This window comes from Brevibacterium sp. Mu109 (genome assembly GCF_900169375.1).
GTDB lineage: Bacteria > Actinomycetota > Actinomycetes > Actinomycetales > Brevibacteriaceae > Brevibacterium > Brevibacterium yomogidense_A.
The window spans coordinates 1-23,037 of the sequence record NZ_FXZF01000025.1; the positions used below are offsets into that span (position 1 = coordinate 1).

21 protein-coding genes are annotated in these 23,037 nt (G+C 66.7%); 5 read left to right on the forward strand and 16 right to left on the reverse strand.

Annotated features, from left to right (window positions below; all coding sequences use genetic code 11):
• Window positions 1-257: 257 nt before the first annotated feature.
• Window positions 258-1,409 carry a hypothetical protein gene (locus BSP109_RS13490; protein WP_146001163.1) on the reverse strand — a complete coding sequence of 384 codons (1,152 nt, stop codon included), beginning with the start codon at window positions 1,407-1,409 and terminating at the stop codon, window positions 258-260.
• The gene (locus BSP109_RS13495; RefSeq protein WP_101601291.1) at window positions 1,406-1,948 is read right to left on the reverse strand and encodes an O-acetyl-ADP-ribose deacetylase; all 543 of its coding nucleotides are present in this window, start codon (window positions 1,946-1,948) and stop codon (window positions 1,406-1,408) included. The genes BSP109_RS13490 and BSP109_RS13495 overlap by 4 nt, the downstream gene beginning before the upstream one ends.
• A 128-nt stretch (window positions 1,949-2,076) precedes the next feature.
• On the opposite strand from BSP109_RS13495, the gene BSP109_RS13500 reads away from it, so the two are divergent.
• Both BSP109_RS13500 and BSP109_RS13505 read left to right on the forward strand, forming a co-directional pair.
• On the forward strand, window positions 2,077-2,973 hold the full coding sequence (locus BSP109_RS13500) for a patatin family protein (RefSeq protein WP_101601292.1): 897 nt from the start codon (window positions 2,077-2,079) through the stop codon (window positions 2,971-2,973).
• Between the two features lie 161 nt (window positions 2,974-3,134).
• Window positions 3,135-3,701 carry a hypothetical protein gene (locus tag BSP109_RS13505; protein WP_101601294.1) on the forward strand — a complete coding sequence of 189 codons (567 nt, stop codon included), beginning with the start codon at window positions 3,135-3,137 and terminating at the stop codon, window positions 3,699-3,701.
• Between the two features lie 349 nt (window positions 3,702-4,050).
• On the opposite strand, the gene BSP109_RS13510 is transcribed toward BSP109_RS13505, so the two are convergent.
• The 8 genes from BSP109_RS13510 to BSP109_RS13545 form a co-directional block, all read right to left on the reverse strand.
• Entirely contained in the window at window positions 4,051-4,425 is a 375-nt protein-coding gene (locus BSP109_RS13510) for a hypothetical protein (RefSeq protein ID WP_101601296.1), read from the reverse strand.
• A gap of 230 nt (window positions 4,426-4,655) precedes the next feature.
• A complete protein-coding gene (locus tag BSP109_RS13515) occupies window positions 4,656-5,603 on the reverse strand; it encodes a zinc-binding dehydrogenase (protein ID WP_219618554.1) in 948 nt (315 codons plus the stop codon).
• Between the two features lie 100 nt (window positions 5,604-5,703).
• Window positions 5,704-6,939, reverse strand: coding sequence for a YibE/F family protein (locus BSP109_RS13520; protein WP_146001164.1), 1,236 nt, complete (start codon window positions 6,937-6,939; stop codon window positions 5,704-5,706).
• Between the two features lie 98 nt (window positions 6,940-7,037).
• Window positions 7,038-7,970, reverse strand: a complete 933-nt coding sequence (locus BSP109_RS13525; RefSeq protein ID WP_101601299.1) for an NADP-dependent oxidoreductase — start codon at window positions 7,968-7,970, stop codon at window positions 7,038-7,040.
• A gap of 87 nt (window positions 7,971-8,057) precedes the next feature.
• Window positions 8,058-9,107: a hypothetical protein gene (locus tag BSP109_RS13530; RefSeq protein WP_101601301.1), complete on the reverse strand. Its 1,050-nt coding sequence runs from the start codon at window positions 9,105-9,107 to the stop codon at window positions 8,058-8,060.
• Between the two features lie 83 nt (window positions 9,108-9,190).
• Entirely contained in the window at window positions 9,191-9,883 is a 693-nt protein-coding gene (locus tag BSP109_RS13535; RefSeq protein ID WP_101601303.1) for a DUF6320 domain-containing protein, read from the reverse strand.
• Complete coding sequence (locus tag BSP109_RS13540) at window positions 9,880-11,322, reverse strand: alcohol acetyltransferase (protein ID WP_101601304.1); 1,443 nt, start codon at window positions 11,320-11,322, stop codon at window positions 9,880-9,882. The genes BSP109_RS13535 and BSP109_RS13540 overlap by 4 nt, the downstream gene beginning before the upstream one ends.
• A complete protein-coding gene (locus tag BSP109_RS13545) occupies window positions 11,319-12,290 on the reverse strand; it encodes an alpha/beta hydrolase (RefSeq protein ID WP_101601346.1) in 972 nt (323 codons plus the stop codon). Before BSP109_RS13545 ends, BSP109_RS13540 begins: the two co-directional genes overlap by 4 nt.
• 48 nt (window positions 12,291-12,338) lie before the next feature.
• On the opposite strand from BSP109_RS13545, the gene BSP109_RS13550 reads away from it, so the two are divergent.
• A complete protein-coding gene (locus BSP109_RS13550) occupies window positions 12,339-13,214 on the forward strand; it encodes a TIGR02206 family membrane protein (protein ID WP_101601306.1) in 876 nt (291 codons plus the stop codon).
• Between the two features lie 291 nt (window positions 13,215-13,505).
• Here the strand turns inward: BSP109_RS13550 and BSP109_RS13560 are convergent, their stop codons facing one another.
• A complete protein-coding gene (locus tag BSP109_RS13560; protein WP_219618555.1) occupies window positions 13,506-13,811 on the reverse strand; it encodes a type II toxin-antitoxin system ParD family antitoxin in 306 nt (101 codons plus the stop codon).
• A gap of 27 nt (window positions 13,812-13,838) precedes the next feature.
• Here BSP109_RS13560 and BSP109_RS13565 point away from each other — a divergent pair, with 27 nt between their 5' ends.
• The gene (locus tag BSP109_RS13565; protein ID WP_180959743.1) at window positions 13,839-14,756 is read left to right on the forward strand and encodes an FUSC family protein; all 918 of its coding nucleotides are present in this window, start codon (window positions 13,839-13,841) and stop codon (window positions 14,754-14,756) included.
• A gap of 304 nt (window positions 14,757-15,060) precedes the next feature.
• Here BSP109_RS13565 and BSP109_RS13570 read toward each other — a convergent pair whose 3' ends face one another.
• The 4 genes from BSP109_RS13570 to BSP109_RS13585 all read right to left on the reverse strand — a co-directional run bounded on the left by BSP109_RS13570 (window position 15,061) and on the right by BSP109_RS13585 (window position 20,696).
• Window positions 15,061-16,902 (reverse strand): ABC transporter ATP-binding protein, encoded by a 1,842-nt coding sequence (locus tag BSP109_RS13570; RefSeq protein ID WP_101601348.1) that lies wholly within the window; start codon window positions 16,900-16,902, stop codon window positions 15,061-15,063.
• An 11-nt stretch (window positions 16,903-16,913) separates the two neighbouring features.
• A complete protein-coding gene (locus BSP109_RS13575; protein WP_101601312.1) occupies window positions 16,914-17,879 on the reverse strand; it encodes an ABC transporter permease in 966 nt (321 codons plus the stop codon).
• The gene (locus BSP109_RS13580) at window positions 17,879-18,973 is read right to left on the reverse strand and encodes an ABC transporter permease (protein WP_101601313.1); all 1,095 of its coding nucleotides are present in this window, start codon (window positions 18,971-18,973) and stop codon (window positions 17,879-17,881) included. Before BSP109_RS13580 ends, BSP109_RS13575 begins: the two co-directional genes overlap by 1 nt.
• Window positions 18,974-19,061: 88 nt before the next feature.
• Window positions 19,062-20,696, reverse strand: coding sequence for an ABC transporter substrate-binding protein (locus tag BSP109_RS13585; RefSeq protein ID WP_101601315.1), 1,635 nt, complete (start codon window positions 20,694-20,696; stop codon window positions 19,062-19,064).
• Between the two features lie 195 nt (window positions 20,697-20,891).
• Between BSP109_RS13585 and BSP109_RS13590 the strand changes: the two genes are divergently transcribed.
• Entirely contained in the window at window positions 20,892-21,980 is a 1,089-nt protein-coding gene (locus BSP109_RS13590; protein ID WP_219618556.1) for an aminotransferase class V-fold PLP-dependent enzyme, read from the forward strand.
• On the opposite strand, the gene BSP109_RS17925 is transcribed toward BSP109_RS13590, so the two are convergent.
• Window positions 21,952-22,641 carry a BCCT family transporter gene (locus tag BSP109_RS17925; protein WP_101601318.1) on the reverse strand — a complete coding sequence of 230 codons (690 nt, stop codon included), beginning with the start codon at window positions 22,639-22,641 and terminating at the stop codon, window positions 21,952-21,954. The genes BSP109_RS13590 and BSP109_RS17925 overlap by 29 nt on opposite strands.
• Window positions 22,642-23,037: the final 396 nt, after the last annotated feature.

Consider the following 23,037-nt stretch of genomic DNA (forward strand, 5'->3'; position numbering starts at 1 on the left):
TCATCGTGATGACTCCTATTCGAGGATTCTTGGAAGGTTGACTCGAAGGATCACACGGTGGCCGCGTCTACATCCGGGTGGGTGTGTCCGGGCCTCTGTGCGTTACACCACTCTATGGGGCTCTACCGAACTGACGATGGATGACAAGGAGGGCGGCCCGTGCGCGGGCCGCCCTCATCTGTATTCACTGCTCTTCACTCGCCACCCGGAACGCCTGCTCGGTGTGGGTGCGTCGGTGGTCGAACAGACCGTCCTGGTTACTCGTCGTCTGGGACCACCGCAAACTCGAGCGAACCGAACGCGCTATCCAGGGCCCCCTCCGCACAGTGCGCGGCAGCCTCAACGAGTTCTCTGCGCCAACCGTCGACCGGTGCGTTCGCGCTCTTGGGCCACCATGCTTCGCCTTCGAGGTCCCAGCCCGCTTCGGCGGATCCGCTCCAGACCACAAGACCGATAACTCGCGCGTCGTCATACGAACCGAAGGTCAGCATCACCTCGACGGCATATCCGCCGCACCAGAAGTATCGGCCGAACTGGCACCCGTCCTCGTCGCTGAGCCGAAGGTCGCGATCCCAACGGCCCCTAGTGGAAGCAGCGAGTCCAGACTGAACGGTGGTGTTCCACAGCTCATTCATCGCCTGCGCGAGCTCAGTCAACGCGGACTCAGATCCCCGGCTCTCGTTATCCGGCTCCCAGGTCCATGCCTCGTCCGACCAAGACCACCACCAGGTGTTCTCCTTGAGATCGAGCGCTCGATGCTCGCTGCCGTCCTTGTTGTTGCATGTGAACCAGTCGGTTGAATTCCACGTGATCGATCCACCCGCACACTGCAGCGCAAACTCACCCACTGATGAACGAGCGATACTTCGAAGTTCATCCAATCGCTGCTGGTCGAGGTCGCTCGGCCATTCGACGGGATTCGTTCCGTACGCCATTCCCTCATAGAAGGCACGCAGGCGTTCCAGTTCAACGTCCGGACTCGAGCTCGCTAAGCGCTCGAACAGGTCCTCCCACGCCACCACCTCACCGTCGACCTGGCTCCGAACGGCCGCAACACGTCCACGGGGGACGATGAAGAAGTCAGCGTAGTCGTCACCGGTTTGGGCCGGAGTCAGTGCCGCACGAAGTTTCAGCTCAACACGGGTCGACGATTCGCAATGATGAAAAGTAATGTCCACCCTGCCCAGACTCGGATCCTCATCGCTGACCTGAGCGTCGATCACGACTGCTTCGCGGCCAATCTCTGCTACACCAAGCTCTGACAAGAACCTCCGGCTGTTCCCCTCCAGCCTCAACCACGCCAACAACGCGTTCTCCACGAACTGTTCATCACGGCGACGGTCGCCCTCGCCGTATGTCGCGCGGATCAGCTGAGCTGCCCAGGCACCAGAACGCTCACTTTCACTCATGCCTTCGTCCCTCCAGCCGTGTCGCCGAGAGCATCCCGGAACGCTCTCTCCGCCTCGTCTCCGAAGGGGACGAAGACGACGGTCTCGACAGTCTCTGCGACCTCGGCGGCGGTGTCCTGCACGGTCTGGACTGCGATGCGAGCGGCATCGTCCATCGGCCAGCCGTAGACGCCGGCGGAGATCGCCGGGAAGGCGACGCTGCGAGCGCCCACCTGCACCGCGACCCGCAGGCTCTCGCGATAGCAGGAGGCGAGCGTCTCCGAGCGGTCCTCCGTCTTTGCGAAGACCGGGCCCACGGTATGGATCACCCAGGAGGCGGGCAGCTTTCCAGCGGTCGTGGCGACCGCCTGTCCGGCGGGAAGTCCGTCCGGCAGCGTGGTGTCGCGGAGCTCGCGGCATGCGGCGAGGATGTCCGGGCCGCCTGCGCGGTGGATCGCACCGTCCACTCCCCCGCCGCCCAGCAGACCGGAGTTCGCGGCATTCACGATCGCGTCAGTCTCCTCCTGCGTGATGTCACCCGGGCGGATCATGATGTCCATGGCTGCGCTCCTCTGCTGATCGGGTCGTTCTGGTGCGGCTGTTGTGGCTGGTCTGGTCGGTGACCCCACCGTAGTCCGGGTCACCGAGCACGTGTCCGCGCGCACTGCACGTGTCTAGGATGGCGGGCATGACGCTTGCGGCTGCCCCCACACGGATCGACGACACCGCGCTCATCTTCGAAGGGGGTGGCATGCGGGCCGCTGTCACCAGCGGCATGGTCGTCACGCTCTTGGAATCTGGCCTGTCCTTCGACTGGGTGGCCGGGGTCAGCGCGGGAGCGACGAACACCGCGAACTATCTGTCTCGCGATGCTCGCCGGGCTCGGCGCTCATTCGTCGAGTTCTCTGCCGATGAGCAGTTCGGCGATCTGCGCACCTTCGCCCGCGGGCAGGGACTCTTCAACGCCGAGTACATCTACCAGAACTCCGGCGGCCCCGACCAGGCGCTCCCCTACGACTGGGAGTCGTTCCTGTCGAACCCCGGTGACCTGCGGGTCATCGCGTTCGATGCAGAATCAGGCGAGGACGTCGTGTGGTCGAAGTCGGACATGCCGCACATGGACGACCTCATGGTCCGGGTGCGCGCATCCTCGACCATGCCCATCCTCATGCCGCCCCTTCACCTGGATGGACACGTCTACGTCGACGGCGCGATGGGCGAGGACGGCGGGATCGCGCTCAGCCAGGCACAGCGCGAGGGCTTCGAGACCTTCGTCATCATCCTCACCCAGGAGCGCGACTACGCGAAGGAGCCGCAGCGCTTCCCCGGGTTCTACCGCAGCTGGTTCCGCCGCTATCCCACCCTGGCCGACGCCCTGCTGACACGGTGGAAGCGCTACAACGAGACACGCGAGCGCGTCTTCGAGCTGGAGCGCGAGGGCAGGGCATACGTGTTCACGCCGGACCGCATGCCGGTGGGCAACGGCACTCGGGATCTGTCCCGGCTGGCGGCGGCGCATCGCATGGGGCTGTCCCAGTCGCGGCGTGAGATGCCGGCGATCCGGGAGTTCGTGGGGGCGCGGTGAACAGCATGCGAACGTCTCGTTCCTCACCGCTGAGTGACCGGTGAGCGCTTCGACATCATTCGGTGGAGACCGCCAGTTCGCCATTGACCCAGGTCACAGCGCTCCTTCTATCGTGGCTGGTGAGGGCACCCGCTCTCATCACCGCTGAAGAAAGGCACACCATGAAACTGCGCCAGGCGATCAGCACTCCGCTGGCCACGACTGCACTCATCGTCACCGCTGCGGTGGGAGGCTCGGTCTCCGCAGCCGCTGCGGACACCGGCAGCGCCCCCAGCGGCGCATCGGCGTCAGCCGTCCAGCCCGCAGCGTCTGCACAGTTCGACAACACCAGCGACTTCCTCAACCACTACGCGGGGCAGACCCTCGCGAACAGCAACGGCAGCTACCCCGGCCAGTGCGTCAGCGCGATCTCCATCCTCCTCGAAGAGGTCTACGGCGTCGACCACGGCGCCTGGGGCAACGCGATCGATTACCAGGCGGGCGGTTCCGGCGGCCAGCAGATGGCGGCCAACGGCTTCTCCTGGAACACGGACACGAACTTCGAGAACGGCGACATCGTGGTGTGGGGCGAGGGAGCGGACACCTCCGCGTACGGCCACATCGGCATCTACTGGGACGGTCAGATCTGGCACCAGAACTGGGATTCGAGCAGCGGCATGGACCAGTCGCTCCATGCCATCGACTTCAACAACGACATCGACGCTTACCTCGGCTACTGGCGAGGCTGACGCACGGTTACGCCCTCACCCGAACGCAGACCAGCGAGGCCCCACGATCCGGGATCGTGGGGCCTCGGTGGTGCGGTGCGTGTCGACGACGTGCGTGGCGCGCTACCTCTTCCACTTCACTTTGCGCTCTTTCAGCACTCGCTGTAAGCGATCTGTCTTCTGGAGCAGACGACGCTCACCATCAAGCGTGTACTCGATCTGACGACCGTCAGTCATAGTGAAAGTCCTTGTTTGATTCTCGACCGCCTGAGCTTTGCGGTGCGACTCTGATCGATGCGTAGCGGGAATAGCCATCAATCCACCTCGCTTTCGTGGGATAGACAGTACCGGAAGAAGCTGGGAGGAGCCCTCACGACTCACCTCCGTCGCCGGCGCGGACAGGCGGTGCGTACGCGTTCGAACTGACCTTGTTGAGCACTTCCTCACTGAGCACATCAAGAAGGTCACCGTCGTCTACGGCCAGAGTTTCATCTGTGGCCATCGCCGTCAGGACGCTCATCCCCATGTTGGCGTCGACGAGGTCTTCTGATGAGGACATCGGAATCGCCCACTCAAGACGACGCCAGAATTTCGCCTCCCTATCGGTCTTCTGCTGGCGGAGATAGTTGACGAAAGCGATCGCTGCGGCCACAGCCGCGGCAAGCACAGCGAGCGCAGGCGCAAGCGCACTCACATACTCAACCCAGCTCGGCAGCAGGACCGCCGCATCGGAGATCTCTGTCATGCCTCAGGACGATAGCTCCTGGCACAGACATAGCGTCTGCTCTCCTGTCGCTCGCAGCCAGGGGAGCGACTACATCGCCGCGGCACAGCGCAAGCCAGTCGAGATCACAGCGCGCAGAGCGAGACGCCATGCGGTGGACTCGCACGCATAGAGACCGACCACGTCCCGCGTATCGGAGCTGGCCGCACTCATCGGGCTCCGCTCAGTGCGGCCAGCTCGGACTGCGGCTGTCAGCTGTCGTAGCGCGCGACCAGACGGCCGCTGACTTCGCCCTTCGCCAGACGGTCGATCCCGTCTGGAATCTCGTCGAACGCGATGTCCGAAGACTCGATGACCAGGTCGCCGTCTGCAATCATCTTCAGGACTGCTTCCAGATCCTCGCGCCTGCCGATGGTCGTGGATCCCTGCAGGTTGATCGCGCGGGTGATGAAGTCGAACGACGAGAACTCGAACTCCAGCTTCCCCATGCCGACGAGGACGACGGTCCCACCGAACTTCACCGCGTCGATCGCCTTGACGGTGGTATCGCCGAACCCGGCGAAGTCGACGACGACGTTGAGGTCTTCACCCGCCAGTTCGCTGACGTCCTTGACGACGCGGGACACGCCGCGCTCCTTGGCAGCCTCCCACACCTGTTCGCGGGGCTCGATGCCGATGACTTCTGCACCCTGAGCGACAGCGATCCGAGCTCCGGTCATCCCCAGGCCGCCCAGACCGAGGATCCCGACGCGCATGCCCTTCGTGATGCCGCCGTGCACGACGACACCGGAATACGAGGTCACTCCGGCATCGGTCGCCGCCGATGCCTGCGACCAGCTCACGTCGGCTGGCTTGTGCACCAGCATCTCTACGTTGCCGATGACGTACTCGCCGTACCCGCCGTCGCGCGAGACACCTGGCGCATCCGTCGCCTTCACCGCCTGTGCGACTTCGTCCCCGACTGCGAACTCTGTGACGCCCTCGCCCACTTCTTCGACGATGCCCGTGACCTCGTGACCGAGGACCATCGGCAGGTCGACGATGATCGGGATGACTCCTTCGAGGTACCCGACATCGCTGTGGCAGAGACCTGCTGCGACGACCTTGATGAGAACTTCGCCGGGGCCGGGGCTGGGCTTCGCCCGATCCTCTTCCAGCCGCAGCTCCGCACCGACCTCGTCCATGAGCCATGCCTTCATGATGTTCCCTTCCGCAGACCGATGGTTCTCTCCCGAGGCTTCCACCTCGGTCCTCGGACTACAAGGGAATGTCACCACACAACACGGGACCGCTCAGCTGTCAGACGTGCGACGCCGATTCGCTGTGGCCCGGAGTCCCCCGCAGCCACTTCGCGAACCAGATCGCGAAGAGCGTCGTCGCCGGCATCGTCACCGTGAGACCCACGATGCCCGCCAGCAGCTGCACGATGGTGTACGCGACAGCCTCCGACTGCATCAGCGCCCACACCGGCATCCCGAACGACTTCGCCGCGACGAACGCCGCGAGGCTCGCACCCACTACGGAGAAGCTCACCGTGTAGATCGCACTCGCCGCGTGGTCCTGCCCCACATCCAGCGCCCGCTTCATGAGCGACGGCTGACGTCGGCGAAGGCTGCGCCGTGTCGTGGGTGCGGCACCTGCCTCGCCGCCCCCGTGGTCGTGGCCTCCTGCGTCCTGGAAGCCCAAGAGCGAGAAGACGACGGATGCCTGCGCGACGGTGATGTCATTGAGGATGCCGATCAGCGCGATGAGCAGACCGGCGAGCGCCAGCACGGACAGGTCGATATCCCCGGTCACGAACACGGACGCGGATGTGGTGTCCGTGATGCCGGTGAGCCGTGCGACGGAGGAGAAGATCCACCCCGTGAGCATCGCTGTGCCCACGCCGACGACGGTGCCCGCCCACGCCGCCATCGTCTTCGCCCCGAACCCGTGGGTGAAGTGCAGGACGACGGTGAGCACCAGCACGGAGGTGACGGCGGAGTACGCGAGAGGATTGCCGCCTTCGTGCACTCCCGTCACCAGGAACAGCCAGATGAACAGGGCAGAGACCAGCAGCGACACGAATGCGCGCAGACCCTTGCCGCCCACACTCAGCGCGACCAGCACCAGGGTGATCGCCGCGAAGATCAGCAGCGAGGTGCCGCGCTCCACCGAATGGAACGAGTGCAGCACGTCGCCCTGGACCGGAGTCGCCGTCTGGACGACGACCCGATCGCCGTCCTCCAGACCCGCGACCCAGCCCTCACGGATGATGCCGATGTTCTGCGTCCCGCCGTCGTCCAGGTGGGCGGTCGCCTGGCCGCAGTGGGAGTCCGCATCGATCCAGTCCGCGGCGCAGTCAGCCAGGTCGACATCGCTGAGCTCCGCCCGCGAATAGTCCAGCGTCGTCCCGTTCGGCAGGGCTGCCGGCTGCTGCGACGGCCACATCGCCAGCACGATCGGCAGCGCGAAGACCAGCACACAGCCCACCACGATGAGGGACACGAACGTCTCCCGGGTGAACCCGGAGAAGCGGAGAGCAGGCATACGCATACCCACCAGTGTTCCCTATGAGGTCGTGAAACGAAGACGCCTTCTCATCACGAAGGCGCCCTCGCGGCTGCGAGGGCGCCCACGGTAGTCGGGAGGCCTCAGAACTCCAGGACGATGCGTCCGCGCACTCCCCCGGCCTCGAGCCTGCGGTGGGCCTCCGGCGCCTGGTCCATCGGCAGCGCCTCTGCCACGCGCAGGGTGACGACGCCGTCCTCCGCCTGCTGGCGCAGCGTATCCAGCTCCTCCGGGTTCTTCGCGTACTTGCTCACGACGATCGACCAGAATTTCACGCCGCGCTCGCGCTCACCCTTGTCGCCGCGGATCGTCACGATCGTGGCGCCGTCCTTCGCAGCGGGGACGATCTCGTCCAGCTGCACGGAACCGTCGATCATGCCGTCGACGCCCTCGGGGAACTTCTCCCGCACTGCGGCGGCGAATCCTTCGCCGCGGCGCAGCACGACGTCTGCACCCAGGGAGGCGACCAGCTCTTCATCCGCTTCCGATGCGTCCGCGACGACCGTGTGACCGTCCGCCTTCGCCAGCTGCACGGAGTAGCCGCCGAACGCGCCGGCCGCACCCGTCACCGCGATCGTCGAGCCGGCCGGCAGGTTGAGCTTGTCGAGCGCCAGGCGGGCGGTGAGCCCGTTCATCGGCAGCGTCGAGGCTTCGATGAGCGAGGCGCCGTCGGGGATGCGGGCGACTGATTCGACCGGCACCGCGATCTTCTCCGAGTAGGCGCCGTGGGATCCGTTCGGCACGACGATCGCCATGACCGCGTCGCCGATCTCCAGGTCCGTGTCCGTGTCCGAACCGATCGACTCGATCATGCCGGCGGCATCCATGCCGACGACGTAGGGCGGCTCAGCACCCGCGACGTCGCGCATGCCGACCCTGCGCATCGTGTCTGTGGGGCTGACCGCCGCTGCGCGCACGCGGATGACCACCTCGCCGGGACCCGGCACGGGGTCGGGAAGCTCCATGACTTCGAGGACGTCGGGACCACCGGGCTCTGTGTATGCACTCGCCTTCATGTGTCGCACAACACCCCGCCCGGGCCACTATTCCCGCCGTCCGTCATCCGGACCCGAGTGCTGGCTCCCTCCCGGTGACGCGGAGGCCTACTCCGCATCCTCCTGCCGCTGTCGGAATCGCTGGGCCTGACGCCGTCCGTGCGTGAGCTCACTGATATCATCCGGGCTGTCGAAGTTGGAACCGAGTGCGCCGGCGACAGTGCCCATCGAGGCGCTCAACCACGCGATGTCGACATAGTTCCACAGCGACACTTCGACGCCGATCGTCTTGGACATGAAGCCCGCCTCGATGACGATGAGCCCGCCGAGCAGGATCCCCGCGAAGAGCACGGCATAGAGCGCGGCGACCGCGACGAACAGAGTCGCCACCGTCGAGGCGTTGTACATCGCGGCCTCCCGGGGGCTGCCCAGCTGCCGCGACCGCTCCCACAGTCGGTTCCCGGCGAGCAGCCACAGCACCATGGTCGTAATCACTGTCACCGCGATGACGCTCAGTCGCCACGGGGGCAGCGCATAGGCCATCTCCCAGATCGATGAGTAGAAGATGCCGAAGGCCCCCGTCGCCGCGGCCGCTGCCAGGACACCCGACAGCTTCGTCACCGCTGCGAGGGGCTCGTTGGTCCGCACCATCCCCAGCACCAGGCGCAGACGGCCGGGCCTCCACCAGGGCGAGGCGATGTACACCGACCGGCCCGTCTCCGAATCCTGCTCGTGCACCTCCCCGTACTCGATGCGCGCATCGCCGCTGCCCGGCACCTTGTCCGCGGCGAGCGCGTCGAGCGAATCGGACATCGCGGCGCGGAGGTTCTTCACCACGTTGGACCATCCGAGAGCGGGGAGGGAGATGATCGCAGCTCCCTCCGCGAAGTGCAGGCCGACCATCTTGACCCTACGGCCAGCACGGCGCGGGATCTCAGTCACGATGACCATGAGATCGGCTTCGTCTTGCCGCGCCCACTCCCTCACCGTCTCCATGTCCAGGGTTCCATCGTCGCGGAGTGGGATCCGCCGCCTGTTGTGGTGCAGGACGAACTCCGCTTCGGAGTCATCCTCCTGTCTCGTCTCGAGCACCTGCGCCACCGCTCGCGAGGGCAACCCGGGGTCGGCGAACACATCAACCTGAAACACGTGGTCCATTCGATACACACTAGGGCAATGTGCCCTGTCGCCTCCACGGTTGCACTTGCGCGGCGTCAGCCGCCGTCACCGTTCGACCCGCCTCACAGGTGCAGCCGCTTGCCCAGCTCGTGGCGAGCCTCCGCACCACGCGCGAACTGCACGAACGCCAGGGCGATCAGGCTCAGCACTCCGCACACGACGGACGGCAGCGGATCGTCGACCCACCCGAAGCCCAGGAAGCCGATGGGCGCGAGTCCCAGCAGCACCGCCAGACCGGTGTAGACGATGTGGTCCCCCACCTCGATGCGCATCACCCGCACCGTGATGATGAGGGCCACGATCGAGCAGGCGCAGAGGCTGGGCACCGCATACGTGAGCGACCAGCCGTGCCAGCCGGTCAGATAGTCCCAGTACGTGACGGACAGTCCCACCAGCACGACCAGGTAGACGGTGCCCTTCGCGAGGTTGCGTCGCTTGCGCGCCGCCATGAGCACGACGAGCCACATCGCGGCGACGCCCAGCCAGATCGAGCGCAGCACGCCGATCCCATCGCCGTCCCGGTTGAACAGCAGCTGCGCGGCGAACGACAGGACGACCACTGCCAGCGAGGTCAGGAACAGCGTCCGCAGCACCCGCTTCCGGGAGAAGTCCAGGGGGATCACCGGGAACGGATCGCCGGATCCGCTACCCCTGTCGCCCCCGTCGCCCCTGTCGCCCTCCAGCGCGGCTCGGCACAGCGGACACGTCCTCCACGTGCCTTCAACCTCGACCGAGCAGTCCGCACAGCGCCTCATGAGCGGACCTCCGCGAGATCGGCAGCCCCGGCGACCTCGGCCTCGGTCACGCGGGTCGCGGCGACGGACACGTCGACGCCGCCGTCCGCCAGCATCCGCGCGAACTCCCGCACGTGGTCGGTCTCCGTGAACGGCGAGGTGAAGCTGACCGTGAGCATGCCGTCGTGCGACATGGAGCAGAACTGCGGGCGGACCGCGGCGACATGGAACATCATGCGTCGCACACGCGATTCGGCAGGCTCCGGCAGCGCCACGCGTCCCAGGTTGGATACGGCCACACTCAGCCCGCGGTTGTTGGCGACGTTGACCAGCGCCAGAATGATGTCCTTGATCCCGCGCGGCAGGATCCGCAGCAGCGGCATCCGCTCGAAGCGGATGAACCGCCGCAGCTTGCGCTCGAGCGCCTCCGGGGTGGCCTCGGGCCGGAACTGCTCCTCAAGACCACGGCAGATGGCGCCGAGGCTGTCGTCACCCTGGCCGTACGTGTGCTCCACCCGGACGGTCGCGAAGAAGTTCCGCGGCGAGTTCGACGGGAAGAACTGGCGCAGATTCACCGGGACGGACGCCGCGATCGTCTGCGACCTGCCCAGTCCGCCCGAGGACAGCCGGACGGCTTCGAAGAACAGGCCCGTGAGGTACATCGTCATCGACACGCCCTCCGCGCGGGCGAGCGCGAGCACCTGCGTCGCCGGCATGCTCAGCTCGACCAGCCGCGTCCGGTTGTCCGGGGTCCTGGTCCCCCGCACGCGGTGCACGCCGTGGACCGTCCTGCGGCCCAGTCCGGCTGGGCGGCGGGAGGGCTGCGGAGTGGGGGCGGCCTCGGGCGCGGGGGTGTTCTGAGACTTCGCGTCCTTGCGGCGGCGCCTGCGGAAGTAGTGCGCGAAGCTGTCCGGAGTCAGGCCCAGCGCGTCAGCGGCGGCCTCGCTGGGGTCGGCGTGCAGGTCCGATGCCTGCTCGGGGGCGTCGGGCAGGTCGACGGTGAGGGCCTCGGGATCGGATTCGCCCGGCTCGAGCGGTTCGGGATGGCGCAGGCGGACGTAGGAGTCCAGCAGGTCGGTGAGGAACCACAGGGCGCCGGTGCCGTCGGACAGAGCGTGGAAGACCTCGAGCGAGATCCGTCGTTCGTGGTGGACGACGCGGAACAGCAGATTGCGGCGGTCGACCTGGTAGAGGGCGGCGCAGGTGTGCTCCTCCTCCGGGGTGACGGCGGGGCGCAGGCTGCTGTCCTGCAGGTAATACCAGAAGACGCCTCGGCGCATCACCGCGTGGTAGAGCGGGTAGCGGTCGTAGATCTCATCGAGCGCGGCCTGCAGGAGGAGCGGATCCACGTCGTGGTCCATCTCCGCACTCACGCGGAAGACCTTGGGGTCGGCATCGCTGCGAGCGGCGAGGAAGATGTTCGACGCGTTGTCGAGGCGCACCCAGGCGGGGCGGGTCACGGGGCGGCGCCTGAGTTCGCCGGGACATCCGCATCGAGGAACGCGTTGATCACCTCATAGGCCTGTCGGAGCGAGCGGGAGAAGCGGGGCCCGTGCAGGGCGCCGTCGACGCGGTGGATGGTCACGGAGTTGCCGGCCTCCTCGAGCGCTCGACCGTACGCCTCGCCCTCGTCGCAGAGCAGGTCGAGTTCAGCGGTGATGAGGAGGGTGTCCGGCTGGCCGGAGAAGTCATCGGCCATGAGCGGGGCGACGCGCGGGTCCTTGCGCGCCTGCGCGTCCGGGACATACATCTCGAGGTAGTCCTGGACCTCGTGGGTGGTGAGGCGGTAGTCCTTCCCGTGGTCGCGCACGGAGGCGAACGGGGAGGTCCGCGGGTCGTGGTCCCAGTGCGTGACGGGATAGAGGAGGATCTGGCGTCCGGGGGTCGCGTGGCCCTCCGCGTGCAGCTGCTGGGAGACGACCGCGGCGAGGTTCCCACCGGCGGAATCGCCCACGAGCACGATGCGGCTCGCGTCGTCGGCGCCGATGCGGTGGGGCTCGTCCAGCAGGAGCCGGGCGATGTGCAGGCAGTCGTCGAGGCCTGCGGGGAACGGGTGCTCCGGTGCGAGGCAGTAGTCGACGGAGACGACGACGCAACCGGTGAGCTCCGCCATCGTCGCGCAGGCCGGGGTGTAGCTCTCGATGTCGCCGGTGACCCAGCCGCCGCCGTGGAAGAAGAGGAGGACATCGTCGCGGCTGCGCTCGACCGGGTTGAACACGCGGACCGGGATCGGGTGCTTGCCGTCGTCCACGGTGGCCTCGCGGAAGGGAACGCGCGGTCCCGGCAGCGGCATGGAAGCGAGCTGACGCTGCAGACGCCTGACCTTCGCGTAGTCCTCACGCATGTTGACCCGCGGGGCGGCGAACAGGCCGAGCACCGCTCTGACGAACCGGTTCACGGGGGGTCTGCGGCGATCGGGCTGGTCCATGGTCACAGCTTAGGCGCGGGAGGCCGGTTCGGTGCATACACTCCTCTCATGGACAGCGCAGTCGAACCGATCGGGCAGATGACCCCGTACGGAGCGGAGCACCTCTCGGTGCTCGGGGTGACGGTGGTGCTCGCCGTGGTGCTCGTGATGGTGGCTCGGCGTATCCGCGGGAGTGTCCACGAGGATCGCCTGCTGCGGACGGCCGGATGGGCCATGCTGGCGGTGACGGTGCTGTGGACCGTGTGGGGAATGATGCCCGGCCAGTGGAACATCGACCAGTCGCTGCCATTCCAGTTCTCCGATGCGATGCGCTTCATCACGGCGATCGCGCTGCTGACACGGGCCGGATGGGCGATCGCGGTCTGCTACTTCTGGGGACTGACGCTCAACCTCCAGTCCGTCATCACGCCGGATCTGAACTACTTCAACTATCCCGTCGTGGAGTTCGCGGCCTACTGGTTCCTGCACATCGCCGCGCTCATCGTGCCGATCGTGTTCGTGTGGGGGCTGGGGTACCGTCCCACGTGGCGCGGGTACGGCGTCGCGTATGCCGCGGCGATCGGATGGGCGCTGGTGGCGATCTGTGCGAATGCGCTGACGGGTGCCAACTACGCGTATCTGAGACACGCACCTGCTGGCCCGTCGGTGCTCGACGTGCTGGGGCCATGGCCGGTCTACATCGTGTGGGAGCTGGTCATCGTCGCGGTGGTGTGGGCGCTCATGACGTGGCCTTGGGAGGCGCGGGGCGCGCGAGGCCGCGGCGGTCGGAGTGCAGAGCCTGTCGACACCCTGCGGACTGTGAGAAGAACGAGTTCTGCTGTTGCATCAACGCATGTTCCAATCGACGCCCTTGCTAGTCCCACGTCCACCGCGGGTCGACGTGGCGCTGCAGATCCATGGCGTCGTGGAGGACACTGCCGGTGACCAATGTCTCGCCGTCATAGCGACAGGTCAGGAAGTGTCGCGGTCGGTTGACCACGCCACCCGGCGAACGATCGCGGCTGTGCGAGAGATGCCAGGAGAATACGCCAGCTCCCATTTCTGGGCGGGCTGTGTGTCTGCCGACGTCACTGCGCGAGGCCGCCGCGTCACGGATTGCCGCAACGATCAACGCCTCGTACCTCACGCGTGCTTCTGCACCGAACTGCTCGTGAGACCACGCGAGGATCGAGGCGACGCCACTCTGGGCAAAATACGTGAGGCGGTATCCGGCCATCAGTCCGCCGACTGCGCGCGTGCTGCCGCTCGAGCGCCTAGCTGGCCGATGAAGTCGTCGAGATCATCCTCGGCGATCTCGTCGCAGCGGCAAGCTGCGAGATCCTCCCTCCCTCGGTCAGCGGCCTCCCGCAGAGCGGAGATCTTCGCCTCGTCCTCCGCATCACGACGCTCTAGGAGACGGAGCCCCTCGCGGAGCACCTCACTGGCGTTCTGGTGTCGCCCCGACGTCACCAGGGACTCGACAAGCTCGTGCTGGTGCTGACTCAGAACAACATTCCGGGTTGCCACGACAATCACCTCCATTGGCGTTATATGCCAATGGAGGTGATTGTGCGCGGACAGACATCATCAGACCCCACGCCCTACGCGGCGTTCGGCGCTTTCACCGGTATCTACGCGCGCAATGAGATGCAGCGCTCACGCGTCATGCGACAGTCGATCGCAGGCGCACTGCTGACCGGCAGCGTCACGGTCGGGGCGATGCTCTCCCAGTTCGAGGCGAACGTGTGGGTCCTCACCGCGGTCACCTGCGTGGCGTCCGGAGTGGGTGCGATCGTCGCGGCGAACTGGGGCCTGGCGCCTGCCGGCTCGATCTTCTTCATCTTCGCGACCGCCGCCGTGGGGTCCATCCCGCACGGCGCACCGGTCTGGCTGGCAGCGGCGGTGGCGGGGGCCTCGGCGGCGTTCTGCGTGCTGCTGGGTGCTGGCGCGCACCTGCTGGGCGAAGGCCGGCGGGGCAAGCTCATCGGCACACTGGCGGTCGGCCTGAGTGCGGGCGACCTCGCCGCGCACGGCGCACGGTTCATGGTCGCACCGGCAATCGCAGGCGTCCTGGGGATCGTGTCGACGGCGTTCTGGCCGGAGCTCTCCCACCCCTATTGGGCGATGGTCGCGGCCGTCGCACCGATCACGCCACCGCACCGCACTGCGCGGGTGCAGCGAGGGCTGCATCGCATCGTCGGCACGCTGGGCGGCCTCGTGGTCACCGCGTTCATCCTTTCGTTCCCGTCGCAGCCGTGGCAGCTGGTCGTGTGGGTGATCCTGCTGCAGTTCCTCGCAGAGGTGTTCGTGGGCCGCAACTACGCGTTCGCACTGCTGTTCATCACTCCCCTTGCCCTCGCGATGACGCAGATCGCACATCCGCAGGCGGTGGGGCAGCTGGTGACCTCGCGGGCGGTGGAAACGGTCATCGGTGCAGCGGTGGGCATCGTGGTGGTCGTGGTGGGGTTCCGGCACTCGAAGGAGTGAGGGGCGGGGTGGTGCGCGGTGCCACCCATCGCCGAGGGACGGGCTTACGGTTCGAGGGACTGTCGCACGCACCCGTCCCTCGGACCGTAGGGGTGTCCCTCGCGGGTGGAGGCGGCCTCGCGCGGGAGAAAGCGACGGGGAGAGTGTGGGCGTCGCTCTCAGCGCACTTGAGCCGTCACTCCTGCACGCAGAATCGCTGATCTCCGTGCAGGAGTGACGGCTCGAAGTGTTGAGGTGACGGCTCGGCGGGAACAGTGACTGCTCAACGTGCTGAGGTGACGGCTCAGCCCTCGGAAGGCACCCCTCAGAGTGCTGCGCGGAGGCGGGCGGCCTCTTTACGGCGCTGCTCCTGCTCGATCGGATCCGGCACCGGCAGGGACGCGATGAGCCTGCGCGTGTAGTCGTGATCCGGACGCGTGAGCACCTGTTCTCCGGTCCCGTTCTCCACCAGCTCCCCGTGAAAGAGGACGCCGATCCGATCCGACAGCATGTCGACCACCGCCAGATCGTGGCTGATGAACACCGCTGCGAAGCCCAGACGATCCTGCAGCTCGCGGAACAGTTCGAGCACCTTCGCCTGCACGGACACGTCCAGCGCAGACGTCGGCTCATCGGCCACCAGCAGCTCCGGATCCAGCGCGATGCCGCGTGCCAAAGACGCGCGCTGACGCTGACCACCGGACAGCTCGTGCGGATATCGCTTCGCATACTCGGTGGGCAGCTGGACGGCGTCCAGCAGTGACAGCACTTCCTTCCGCCTGTCCGCATCGCTCATCTTCGGACGGTGCACCGCGAACGGCTCCTCGATGCACTGGCCGACCGTCAGCTGCGGGTTGAACGACGCCGCGGGATCCTGGAAGACGAAACCGATCCGCTTGCGCAGCGGCTTGAACGTCTTCTCCTTCATCCCGACCATCTCGTACCCCAGGACATTCAGCGACCCGCCCGTGGCGGTGGTGAGCCCCGCGATCGCACGACCGATCGTCGTCTTGCCGGAGCCCGACTCTCCGACCAGCCCGAACACCTCACCCTTGTGCACCGTGAAGTCGACTCCGGCAACCGCGGTGAAGTCGGGCTTGCCGATGCCTCCCGGGTAGACGATCTCCAGCCCACGAGCGGTGACGACGGGCTCGCCGAACGTGCCGACGGCCTCGGCAACGGCAGCGGTCTCAGTGGCCCCACCGGCATCGGCGGGCCGTCCTGCCGCCGCAGGCTCTCCAGCCTCGGCAGCGGTCGTCTCCCCCGCCTCGGCGGTGGTGGCACCGGCACGAGCGGCAGCAGTCGCCCCCGCCCCGCCCGGACCAGAGCGGGAGTCGACACCCAGCCGCGGGACCGCCGCGAGCAGTGCCTGCGTGTACTCCTCCTGCGGGGAGGCGAACAGCTCCTTCACCGGGGCGGTCTCGACCAGCTCGCCGCGGTACATCACCGCGACCCTGTCGGCGAGGTCCGCGACGACACCCATGTTGTGGGTGATCAGCACGATCGCCGTGCCGCGCTGATCGCGCAGGTCGCGCAGCAGGTCGAGGATCTCGGCCTGGACGGTGACGTCGAGCGCAGTGGTCGGCTCGTCGGCGACGATGACATCGGCACCCAGGGCCAGCGCCATCGCGATGACGATGCGCTGCTTCTGACCGCCGGAGAACTGGTGCGGGTAGTAGTTGTAGCGGTCGGCGGCGTTCGGGATGCCGACGTCCTCCAGCGCGCTGACGACCCGCTCCCGGATCTCCTTCTTCCCCAGCTTCGGATTGTGGGCGCGCAGGCCCTCTGCGATCTGCCAGCCGATCGTGAAGACCGGGTTGAGCGCCGTCGACGGCTCCTGGAACACCATGGACACGTCCGCGCCGCGCAGCTTCCGCAGCTGGGTCTTCGACGCGGTCAGCACGTTGTTGCCCTGGAGGACCACCGCGCCGTTCGTCGTCGCCGTCTCCGGGATCAGCCCCAGGACGCTGCGCGCGGTGACGGACTTGCCGGAACCGGATTCGCCGACGATCGCCAGCACCTCGCCGGGTGCCACCGCAAGCGTCAGGTCCTTGACCGCATGGACGTCGCCGCCGTCGGTGGCGAAGGTGACGTCGAGGCCGTCGATGCGGAGGACGGGGTCCTTCCCGGCAACGGGATCCTTCCCGGCGGCGGGGCCCTTGGTCATGCCGTCGGTGCTCATGCCGTCTCCTTCACTGCGGACTTCTTCTTCGATCCCGCACGCCTGCGCAGGCGAAGACGCGGATCGTTGAGGTCGTTCATCGATTCGCCCACGAGCGTGATGCCCAGGACGGTGGTGACGATCGCGATGCCGGGGAACACGCTGGTCCACCAGATGCCGCTCGTGACGTCGGCCAGCGACTTGTTGAGGTCGTAGCCCCATTCCGCCGCGGACGACGGCTCGATGCCGAAGCCCAGGAAGCCCAGGCCTGCCAGCGTGAGGATCGCCTCGGAGGAGTTCAGCGTGAAGATCAGCGGCAGGGTGCGAGTCGCGTTGCGGAACACGTGCTTCGTGATGACGCGCGTGCGCGACGCGCCCAGCACGATCGCCGATTCCACGAACGGCTCCGCCTTGAGGCGGACGGTCTCCGCACGCACCACGCGGAAGTACTGCGGGATGAACACGACGGTGATCGAGAATGCCGCGGCGAGGATGCCGCCCCACGCGCTCGACTGACCTCCGGAGATCACGATCGCCATGACGATCGCCAGCAGCAGCGAGGGGAACGCGTAGACCGCGTCCGCGATGACGACGAGGATCCGGTCCAGCCAGCCGCCGATGTATCCGGAGATCAGGCCCAGTGCCACGCCGATGAAGATCGATAGGAGCACGGCGACGATGATGACGCTCACCGCGGTCTGGGAACCCCAGATGACACGGGAGAACACGTCGTATCCGCCCACCGTGGTCCCCCAGATGTGGGCGGCGCTCGGTGCCTGCTGGGCGCCGAACCGGCCGCCCTCCTCATAGGACATCTGGGCGTAGCCGTAGGGGGCGATGAGCGGCGCGAAGATCGCCGCGATGAGCACCAGCGCGCAGATGACGAGACCTGCGATGAGCATGCCGCGCTGCAGGCCGACGGCCTGGCGCAGGTGGCTGATGATGGGCAGCCGCTGGAAGGGGATTCGCTTGAGAATGTCCATCAGTACCTCACTCGCGGGTCGATGAGGGCGGCGATGACGTCGACCAGGAAGTTCGTGAGCGCGACGATGACGGCGAGCATCACGACGATTCCCTGGACGGCGACGAAGTCGCGCTTCAGCAGGTACTGGACCAGCTGGAAGCCCAAGCCCTTCCACTCGAAGGTCGTCTCCGTCAGCACCGCGCCGGCGAGCATCATCGCGATCTGCATGCCCATGACCGTGATGACGGGGATCAGCGCGGGGCGCCACGCGTGGGTGGTGACGAGTCGGAACTCGCTCACTCCGCGCGAGCGGCCGGACTCGACGTACTGCTGGCCGAGTGTGCCGATGAGGTTCGTGCGCACCAGCCGGAGGAACACTCCGGCGGTCAGCAGACCCAGCGCGATCGCCGGCAGCACCGCGTGGGACGCGATGTCCCCCAGCGCGTCGAAGTCGCCGATCCGGATCGCGTCGATGAAGTAGATGCGGGTGGGGCCGACCACGCCGGACATGAGCAGCTCCGTGCTGCTGGAGGCACGGCCGGATGCCGGGAACAGCGGGATGAGCACGCCGAACACCAGCTTGAGCAGCAGGCCGGCGAAGAATACGGGGGTGGCGTAGCAGAGGATCGCGAAGACGCGCAGGGCCGCGTCGGGCCACCGGTCGCGGTGGTAGGCCGCGAGCATGCCCAGCGGGATGCCGACGGCGAAGGCGACGATGAGGGCGAAGAACACCAGCTCGACGGTCGCCGCGCCGTACTGGAGGAAGAGGTCCGTGACGGGGCGGTTGTCCGACACCGTGGTGCCGAAGTCGCCGCGCAGCAGTCCGCCCATGTACTCGAAGTACTGGACGATGAGCGGTCGATCGTAGCCGGCGGCCTCGATCCGCTCCTGCAGCTGGGCCTTGGTGAGCCTGCCGCCCAGTGCCGCGGTGATCGGGTCTCCGGTGATCCGCATGAGGAAGAACACCAGCGTGGTGAGGATCCAGACGGTGGGGATGATGAGGAGGAACCGGACCAGGACGTAGCGCCCCAGTCCGGACCCGGACGCGCGCTGCTTCTTCAGCGGCTTGGACGGACCCTCCGCGAGAACAGGGTTCTCAACGCTTGCAGCCATGAGTATGAAGCCATTCAGTCACGCCGATGGGGCGGGTGCATCTGCACCCACCCCATCGGCTGTCAGTTCAGGGAACCGTGATCCGCTCTTACTTGCCCAGCAGGGCGAGGCGGAACTGGAACGACGGATCGAGCGTCTCGTCGACACCCGTCACGTCGTTGCCGGACACTGCGATCTGCGAACCCTGCAGGAACGGCAGGGTCGGCAACTGCTCGGCGAGGTCGTTCTGGATGTCGGAGATCGCTTCCGCGCGCTCGTCCTCGTCCGTGATGGAGCCCTGCTCGGCGAGCTTCGTGTTGATGTCCTCGTCGCGGAAGTGGTTCGCGAGGAACGACGGGCTCTCCTCCGTGTCGTAGAAGAACGGCACCATGTAGTTGTCCGCGTCGGAGTAGTCCGGGAACCAGCCCAGCTGGTAGGCCGGGTAGAGGTCCTCCGTGCGGTCCTTGGCGTACTGGACCCACTCCGTGGACTGCAGATCGACGTTGAAGAGACCGGTCGATTCGAGCTGGCTCTTCACCATCGCGTACTCGTCGCCGGAGGACGGACCGTAGTGGTCCGGGTTGTACTGGAGGCTGATGTCGACCGGAGTCTCCACGCCTGCATCCTCGAGGCGCTTCGACGCCTCGTCCTCGTCCGCAGCGCCGTTCCCGTCGCCGTAGAGGTCCTTGAGCGATTCGTTGGCGCCCGGCAGGCCTTCCGGAACGTAGGAGTACAGCGGGGTGTAGGTGCCCTTGTAGACCTGGTCTGCGATGGTCTCGCGATCGATCGAGTCGGCCATCGCCTGGCGGATCGCGAGTGCCTTGCCCTCGTCCGGGTCATCCGACTCCGCACCGTGGGGCATCGTGTCGAAGTTGAAGACGATGTAGCGGATCTCGCCGCCGGGGCCCTGGTGGACCGTCAGCTCGTCGTTGCCTTCGAGGTCCTCGACGTCCGTCGCGGACAGCGAACGCCATGCGACGTCGATGTCACCCTGCTCCAGGCCCAGCTTCATGTTGTTCGCATCCGCGAAGTACCGCATCTGCACGGACTCGGACTTCGCTTCGCCCAGCGGGCCCTGGTAGTCCGGGTTCGCCTTGTAGGAGATGAGCTCGTTGAACGAGTACGAATCGATCGTGAACGGGCCGGCGAACGCTTCGCCGTCGACGATCTCCTGGTCCGGGGTGATCTCATCCGCAGCGAAGACGTCCTCGTCGACGATCGGACCCGCAGGACCGGCGAGCACCAGCGGGAACGTCTGGTCATTCTCGCGGTTGAGCGTGAACTGGACCGTGAGGTCATCCGGCGTCTCGATGGACTCGACGGTGCCGAGCAGCGAGGACGGACCGTTCGGGTCCTGGATCTCCAGCTGCCGCTCGAAGCTGAACTTCACGTCGGAGGCCGTGAGCTCGTTGCCGTTCGCGAACGTCAGTCCCTCCTTGAGCTTCACCTCGTACGTGCTCGGATCAGTGAAGTCAGCGGACTCCGCGATGTCGGGCTCCGTCTCCGCCGTGCCCGGGGTGTAGGACAGGAGGAACGGGAAGACCTGCTGCATCACGAAGAACGAGCCGTTGTCATAGGAGCCGGCCGGGTCGATGACCGTCACCTTGTCAGTGGTGCCGACGGTGACGGTGCTGCCGCCCTCGCCTTCCCCTTCGCCTCCGGTCGTGGAGGTCGAGCAGGCGGTGAGGACGAGTGCCGTCGCGCTGACGGCGGAGGCCAGCATGAGGCCGCGCGATTTCTTCATCGTGTTCCTTCGAACGTGTGATCCGTCTCCGGGAGGCTTGTCGCCCCTCCATCGGGTCTCGACGAAGTGCCCGGAGTCCGGATGCTGATACGTGGGTTGCCTCACAGGGTAGACCTGTGTGTGAGTGAATACAAAGTGAACGTTCAACTGATGCACATGCGCAGGTGAGACGTGCGCCACTGATACCGTCGCCGCATGCGTGAGATGCATATGCGTGAGATCTGGGGCGAGCAGTTCGCCGGAGCAGAGAAGTTCCTCGATTCCGCCACCTACGGCCTGCCCTCCCGACGACAGACGGATGCGCTTCGCACCGCGCTCGACGACTGGGAATCCGGCACACAGGACACGTCCGCCTTCGACGAGGCGGTCGATGCAGCACGTTCCGCCTTCGCCGAACTGGTGGGTGCGCCCACCGACTCCGTGACGATCGGTTCGACGACCTCGGCGCTGGTGGGGCTCATCGCGGCGGCGGTTCCGGACAGCGGTCGGGTCGCTGTCCAGCGTGGCGAGTTCACCAGTGTCACCGCACCATTCGCCACGCAGGCGGCCCGTGGAGTCACGGTCGAGCAGTTCGACCCGGGGACGCTGGAGGCTTCCGTGGAGGAAGCGGTTCAAGCATCCGCGAGGAGCCCGGAGAAGGCGTTCGACCTCGTCGCGGTGAGCCTCGTGCAGTCGGCCGACGGACGGGTGCTCGACACCGAGCGGCTGCGACGTGCGGTCGCCGGCACGCACACGCGCGTAGTCATCGACGTGACGCAGGCGGTCGGCTGGAAGAAGATCGACCTGGGCTGGGCGGACGCTGTGGTGGCCTCCGGCTACAAGTGGCTGCTGGCGCCGCGCGGCACCGCGTGGATGGCGCTGACCGACTCACTCGCAGCGACCCTCATCCCCCACACTGCCGGGTGGTACTCCTCCGAGACCCCGTGGGCGAACACGTACGAGCACCCGCCGCTGCTCGCAGCGGACGCCCGCCGCTTCGACGCCTCCCCCGCGTGGCACCCGATGCTGGGGTCGGGCATCTCCGTGCCGTGGCTGGCTTCACTGGACATGCAGGAGGTCGAGGCGCACTGCGTGGGCCTGGCCGACCGCGTCCGGGAGGCGGCTGGGATGGACGAGTCCGGTTCAGCGATCCTCGCACTGGAGATCCCCGGGATCGAGGCCGCAGTCGCCGACGCCGGAATCCGCGCCGCCGTGCGCGCCGGCCGCGTCCGGGTCGGATTCCACCTGTACAACACGGCCGCCGACGCGGACGCCCTCATCGGGGCACTGCGCCGCGTGAGGTGAGGGTCGCGGCCCCCGATCCGCGGCGTCTCATTCGAAAGCTCACGACCCGAACACTCCGAGTGATGAAATGGTTCGGGTCGTGAGCTTTCGATCCTGAGGTCCGGCACAGCGGCAGCAGCCTCCCCAGCCTCCTCGTCATCCAGATCGACACGCACAAGAGCAGCATGACCGCGGCGACGGCACCGGTGGCGGTGCCCCAGACGATGACGGACCTGCGGGTGGGCTCCTCGGCGCCGTTCTCGCTGAGCGCGCCCATGACGATCATGAGGACGACCGCGGCCCAGCCTGACACCGGCAGAGCGTTGAGCATGTCGAAGAGGATCAGGTCGAAGTTGATGTCGGGGACGCCGTCGACGACCTCGGCGAGCTTGTCCTCACCTGCCTCACCGCGTTCCGCCCGCTCCTGGATGCCGATCGCACCGCCGCCGAAGATCGCGAACCACATGAGAGAGATGACCGACGGCACGACGAGCACCCCGGTGACGAACAGACGGATGCTGCGGCCGCGGGAGATGCGGGCGACGAACAGACGGATGGCCAGGACCGCTGCGGTGCCGAACACCCACGGGTCGAGGCCCACGCGACGGAAGTACCGCCTGCCGGTGGTGGGGTTCTGGAGGCTCTCGATGAGGTCCTCGGTGGTTTCGGGATTCGTGCTCATAGTCGGGTTGTCGATTCGATGGGGCCGCAGTGGGCCTCTGCCGGTCGGCGCTCCTTCCGCTGCATCTCGGAATGTTCCTCGCCGACACCCCGCCCACCTGAGGCCCCTGAGTGTGACGAGGCGACTGGGTATCTCCACCTCGCCTGCTTCTTCGGCCGTCTCGCCCTATCCGACGCTGATGAACGCGGCTACGGTGGAAGAAGGCGAATGGTCCCCATGCATCACTCATCTGTGGGATCACGCCGCAGGAGTAGATCATGACGATTCTCACCTCCGACGAACAGAGCCTCATCTGCTCTGCCTAGCGCTGGATGAATGGGCCTCCGGATTCTCCCTCGCATTCGGCGATGACGAGAACGACAAGGCGCGAACCCTCGCAGATCGTCTGCGGCATTC

Bases quoted from the DNA above. Each gene is read 5' to 3' on its own strand.
- BSP109_RS13490 (WP_146001163.1), bottom strand. From the start codon at position 1,409: ATGAGTGAAAGTGAGCGTTCTGGTGCCTGGGCAGCTCAGCTGATCCGC.
- BSP109_RS13495 (WP_101601291.1), bottom strand. From the start codon at position 1,948: ATGGACATCATGATCCGCCCGGGTGACATCACGCAGGAGGAGACTGAC.
- BSP109_RS13500 (WP_101601292.1), top strand. From the start codon at position 2,077: ATGACGCTTGCGGCTGCCCCCACACGGATCGACGACACCGCGCTCATC.
- BSP109_RS13505 (WP_101601294.1), top strand. From the start codon at position 3,135: ATGAAACTGCGCCAGGCGATCAGCACTCCGCTGGCCACGACTGCACTC.
- BSP109_RS13510 (WP_101601296.1), bottom strand. From the start codon at position 4,425: ATGACAGAGATCTCCGATGCGGCGGTCCTGCTGCCGAGCTGGGTTGAG.
- BSP109_RS13515 (WP_219618554.1), bottom strand. From the start codon at position 5,603: ATGAAGGCATGGCTCATGGACGAGGTCGGTGCGGAGCTGCGGCTGGAA.
- BSP109_RS13520 (WP_146001164.1), bottom strand. From the start codon at position 6,939: ATGCGTATGCCTGCTCTCCGCTTCTCCGGGTTCACCCGGGAGACGTTC.
- BSP109_RS13525 (WP_101601299.1), bottom strand. From the start codon at position 7,970: ATGAAGGCGAGTGCATACACAGAGCCCGGTGGTCCCGACGTCCTCGAA.
- BSP109_RS13530 (WP_101601301.1), bottom strand. From the start codon at position 9,107: ATGGACCACGTGTTTCAGGTTGATGTGTTCGCCGACCCCGGGTTGCCC.
- BSP109_RS13535 (WP_101601303.1), bottom strand. From the start codon at position 9,883: ATGAGGCGCTGTGCGGACTGCTCGGTCGAGGTTGAAGGCACGTGGAGG.
- BSP109_RS13545 (WP_101601346.1), bottom strand. From the start codon at position 12,290: ATGGACCAGCCCGATCGCCGCAGACCCCCCGTGAACCGGTTCGTCAGA.
- BSP109_RS13550 (WP_101601306.1), top strand. From the start codon at position 12,339: ATGGACAGCGCAGTCGAACCGATCGGGCAGATGACCCCGTACGGAGCG.
- BSP109_RS13560 (WP_219618555.1), bottom strand. From the start codon at position 13,811: ATGGAGGTGATTGTCGTGGCAACCCGGAATGTTGTTCTGAGTCAGCAC.
- BSP109_RS13570 (WP_101601348.1), bottom strand. From the start codon at position 16,902: ATGACCAAGGGCCCCGCCGCCGGGAAGGATCCCGTTGCCGGGAAGGAC.
- BSP109_RS13575 (WP_101601312.1), bottom strand. From the start codon at position 17,879: ATGGACATTCTCAAGCGAATCCCCTTCCAGCGGCTGCCCATCATCAGC.
- BSP109_RS13580 (WP_101601313.1), bottom strand. From the start codon at position 18,973: ATGGCTGCAAGCGTTGAGAACCCTGTTCTCGCGGAGGGTCCGTCCAAG.
- BSP109_RS13585 (WP_101601315.1), bottom strand. From the start codon at position 20,696: ATGAAGAAATCGCGCGGCCTCATGCTGGCCTCCGCCGTCAGCGCGACG.
- BSP109_RS13590 (WP_219618556.1), top strand. From the start codon at position 20,892: ATGCGTGAGATGCATATGCGTGAGATCTGGGGCGAGCAGTTCGCCGGA.
- BSP109_RS17925 (WP_101601318.1), bottom strand. From the start codon at position 22,641: ATGAGCACGAATCCCGAAACCACCGAGGACCTCATCGAGAGCCTCCAG.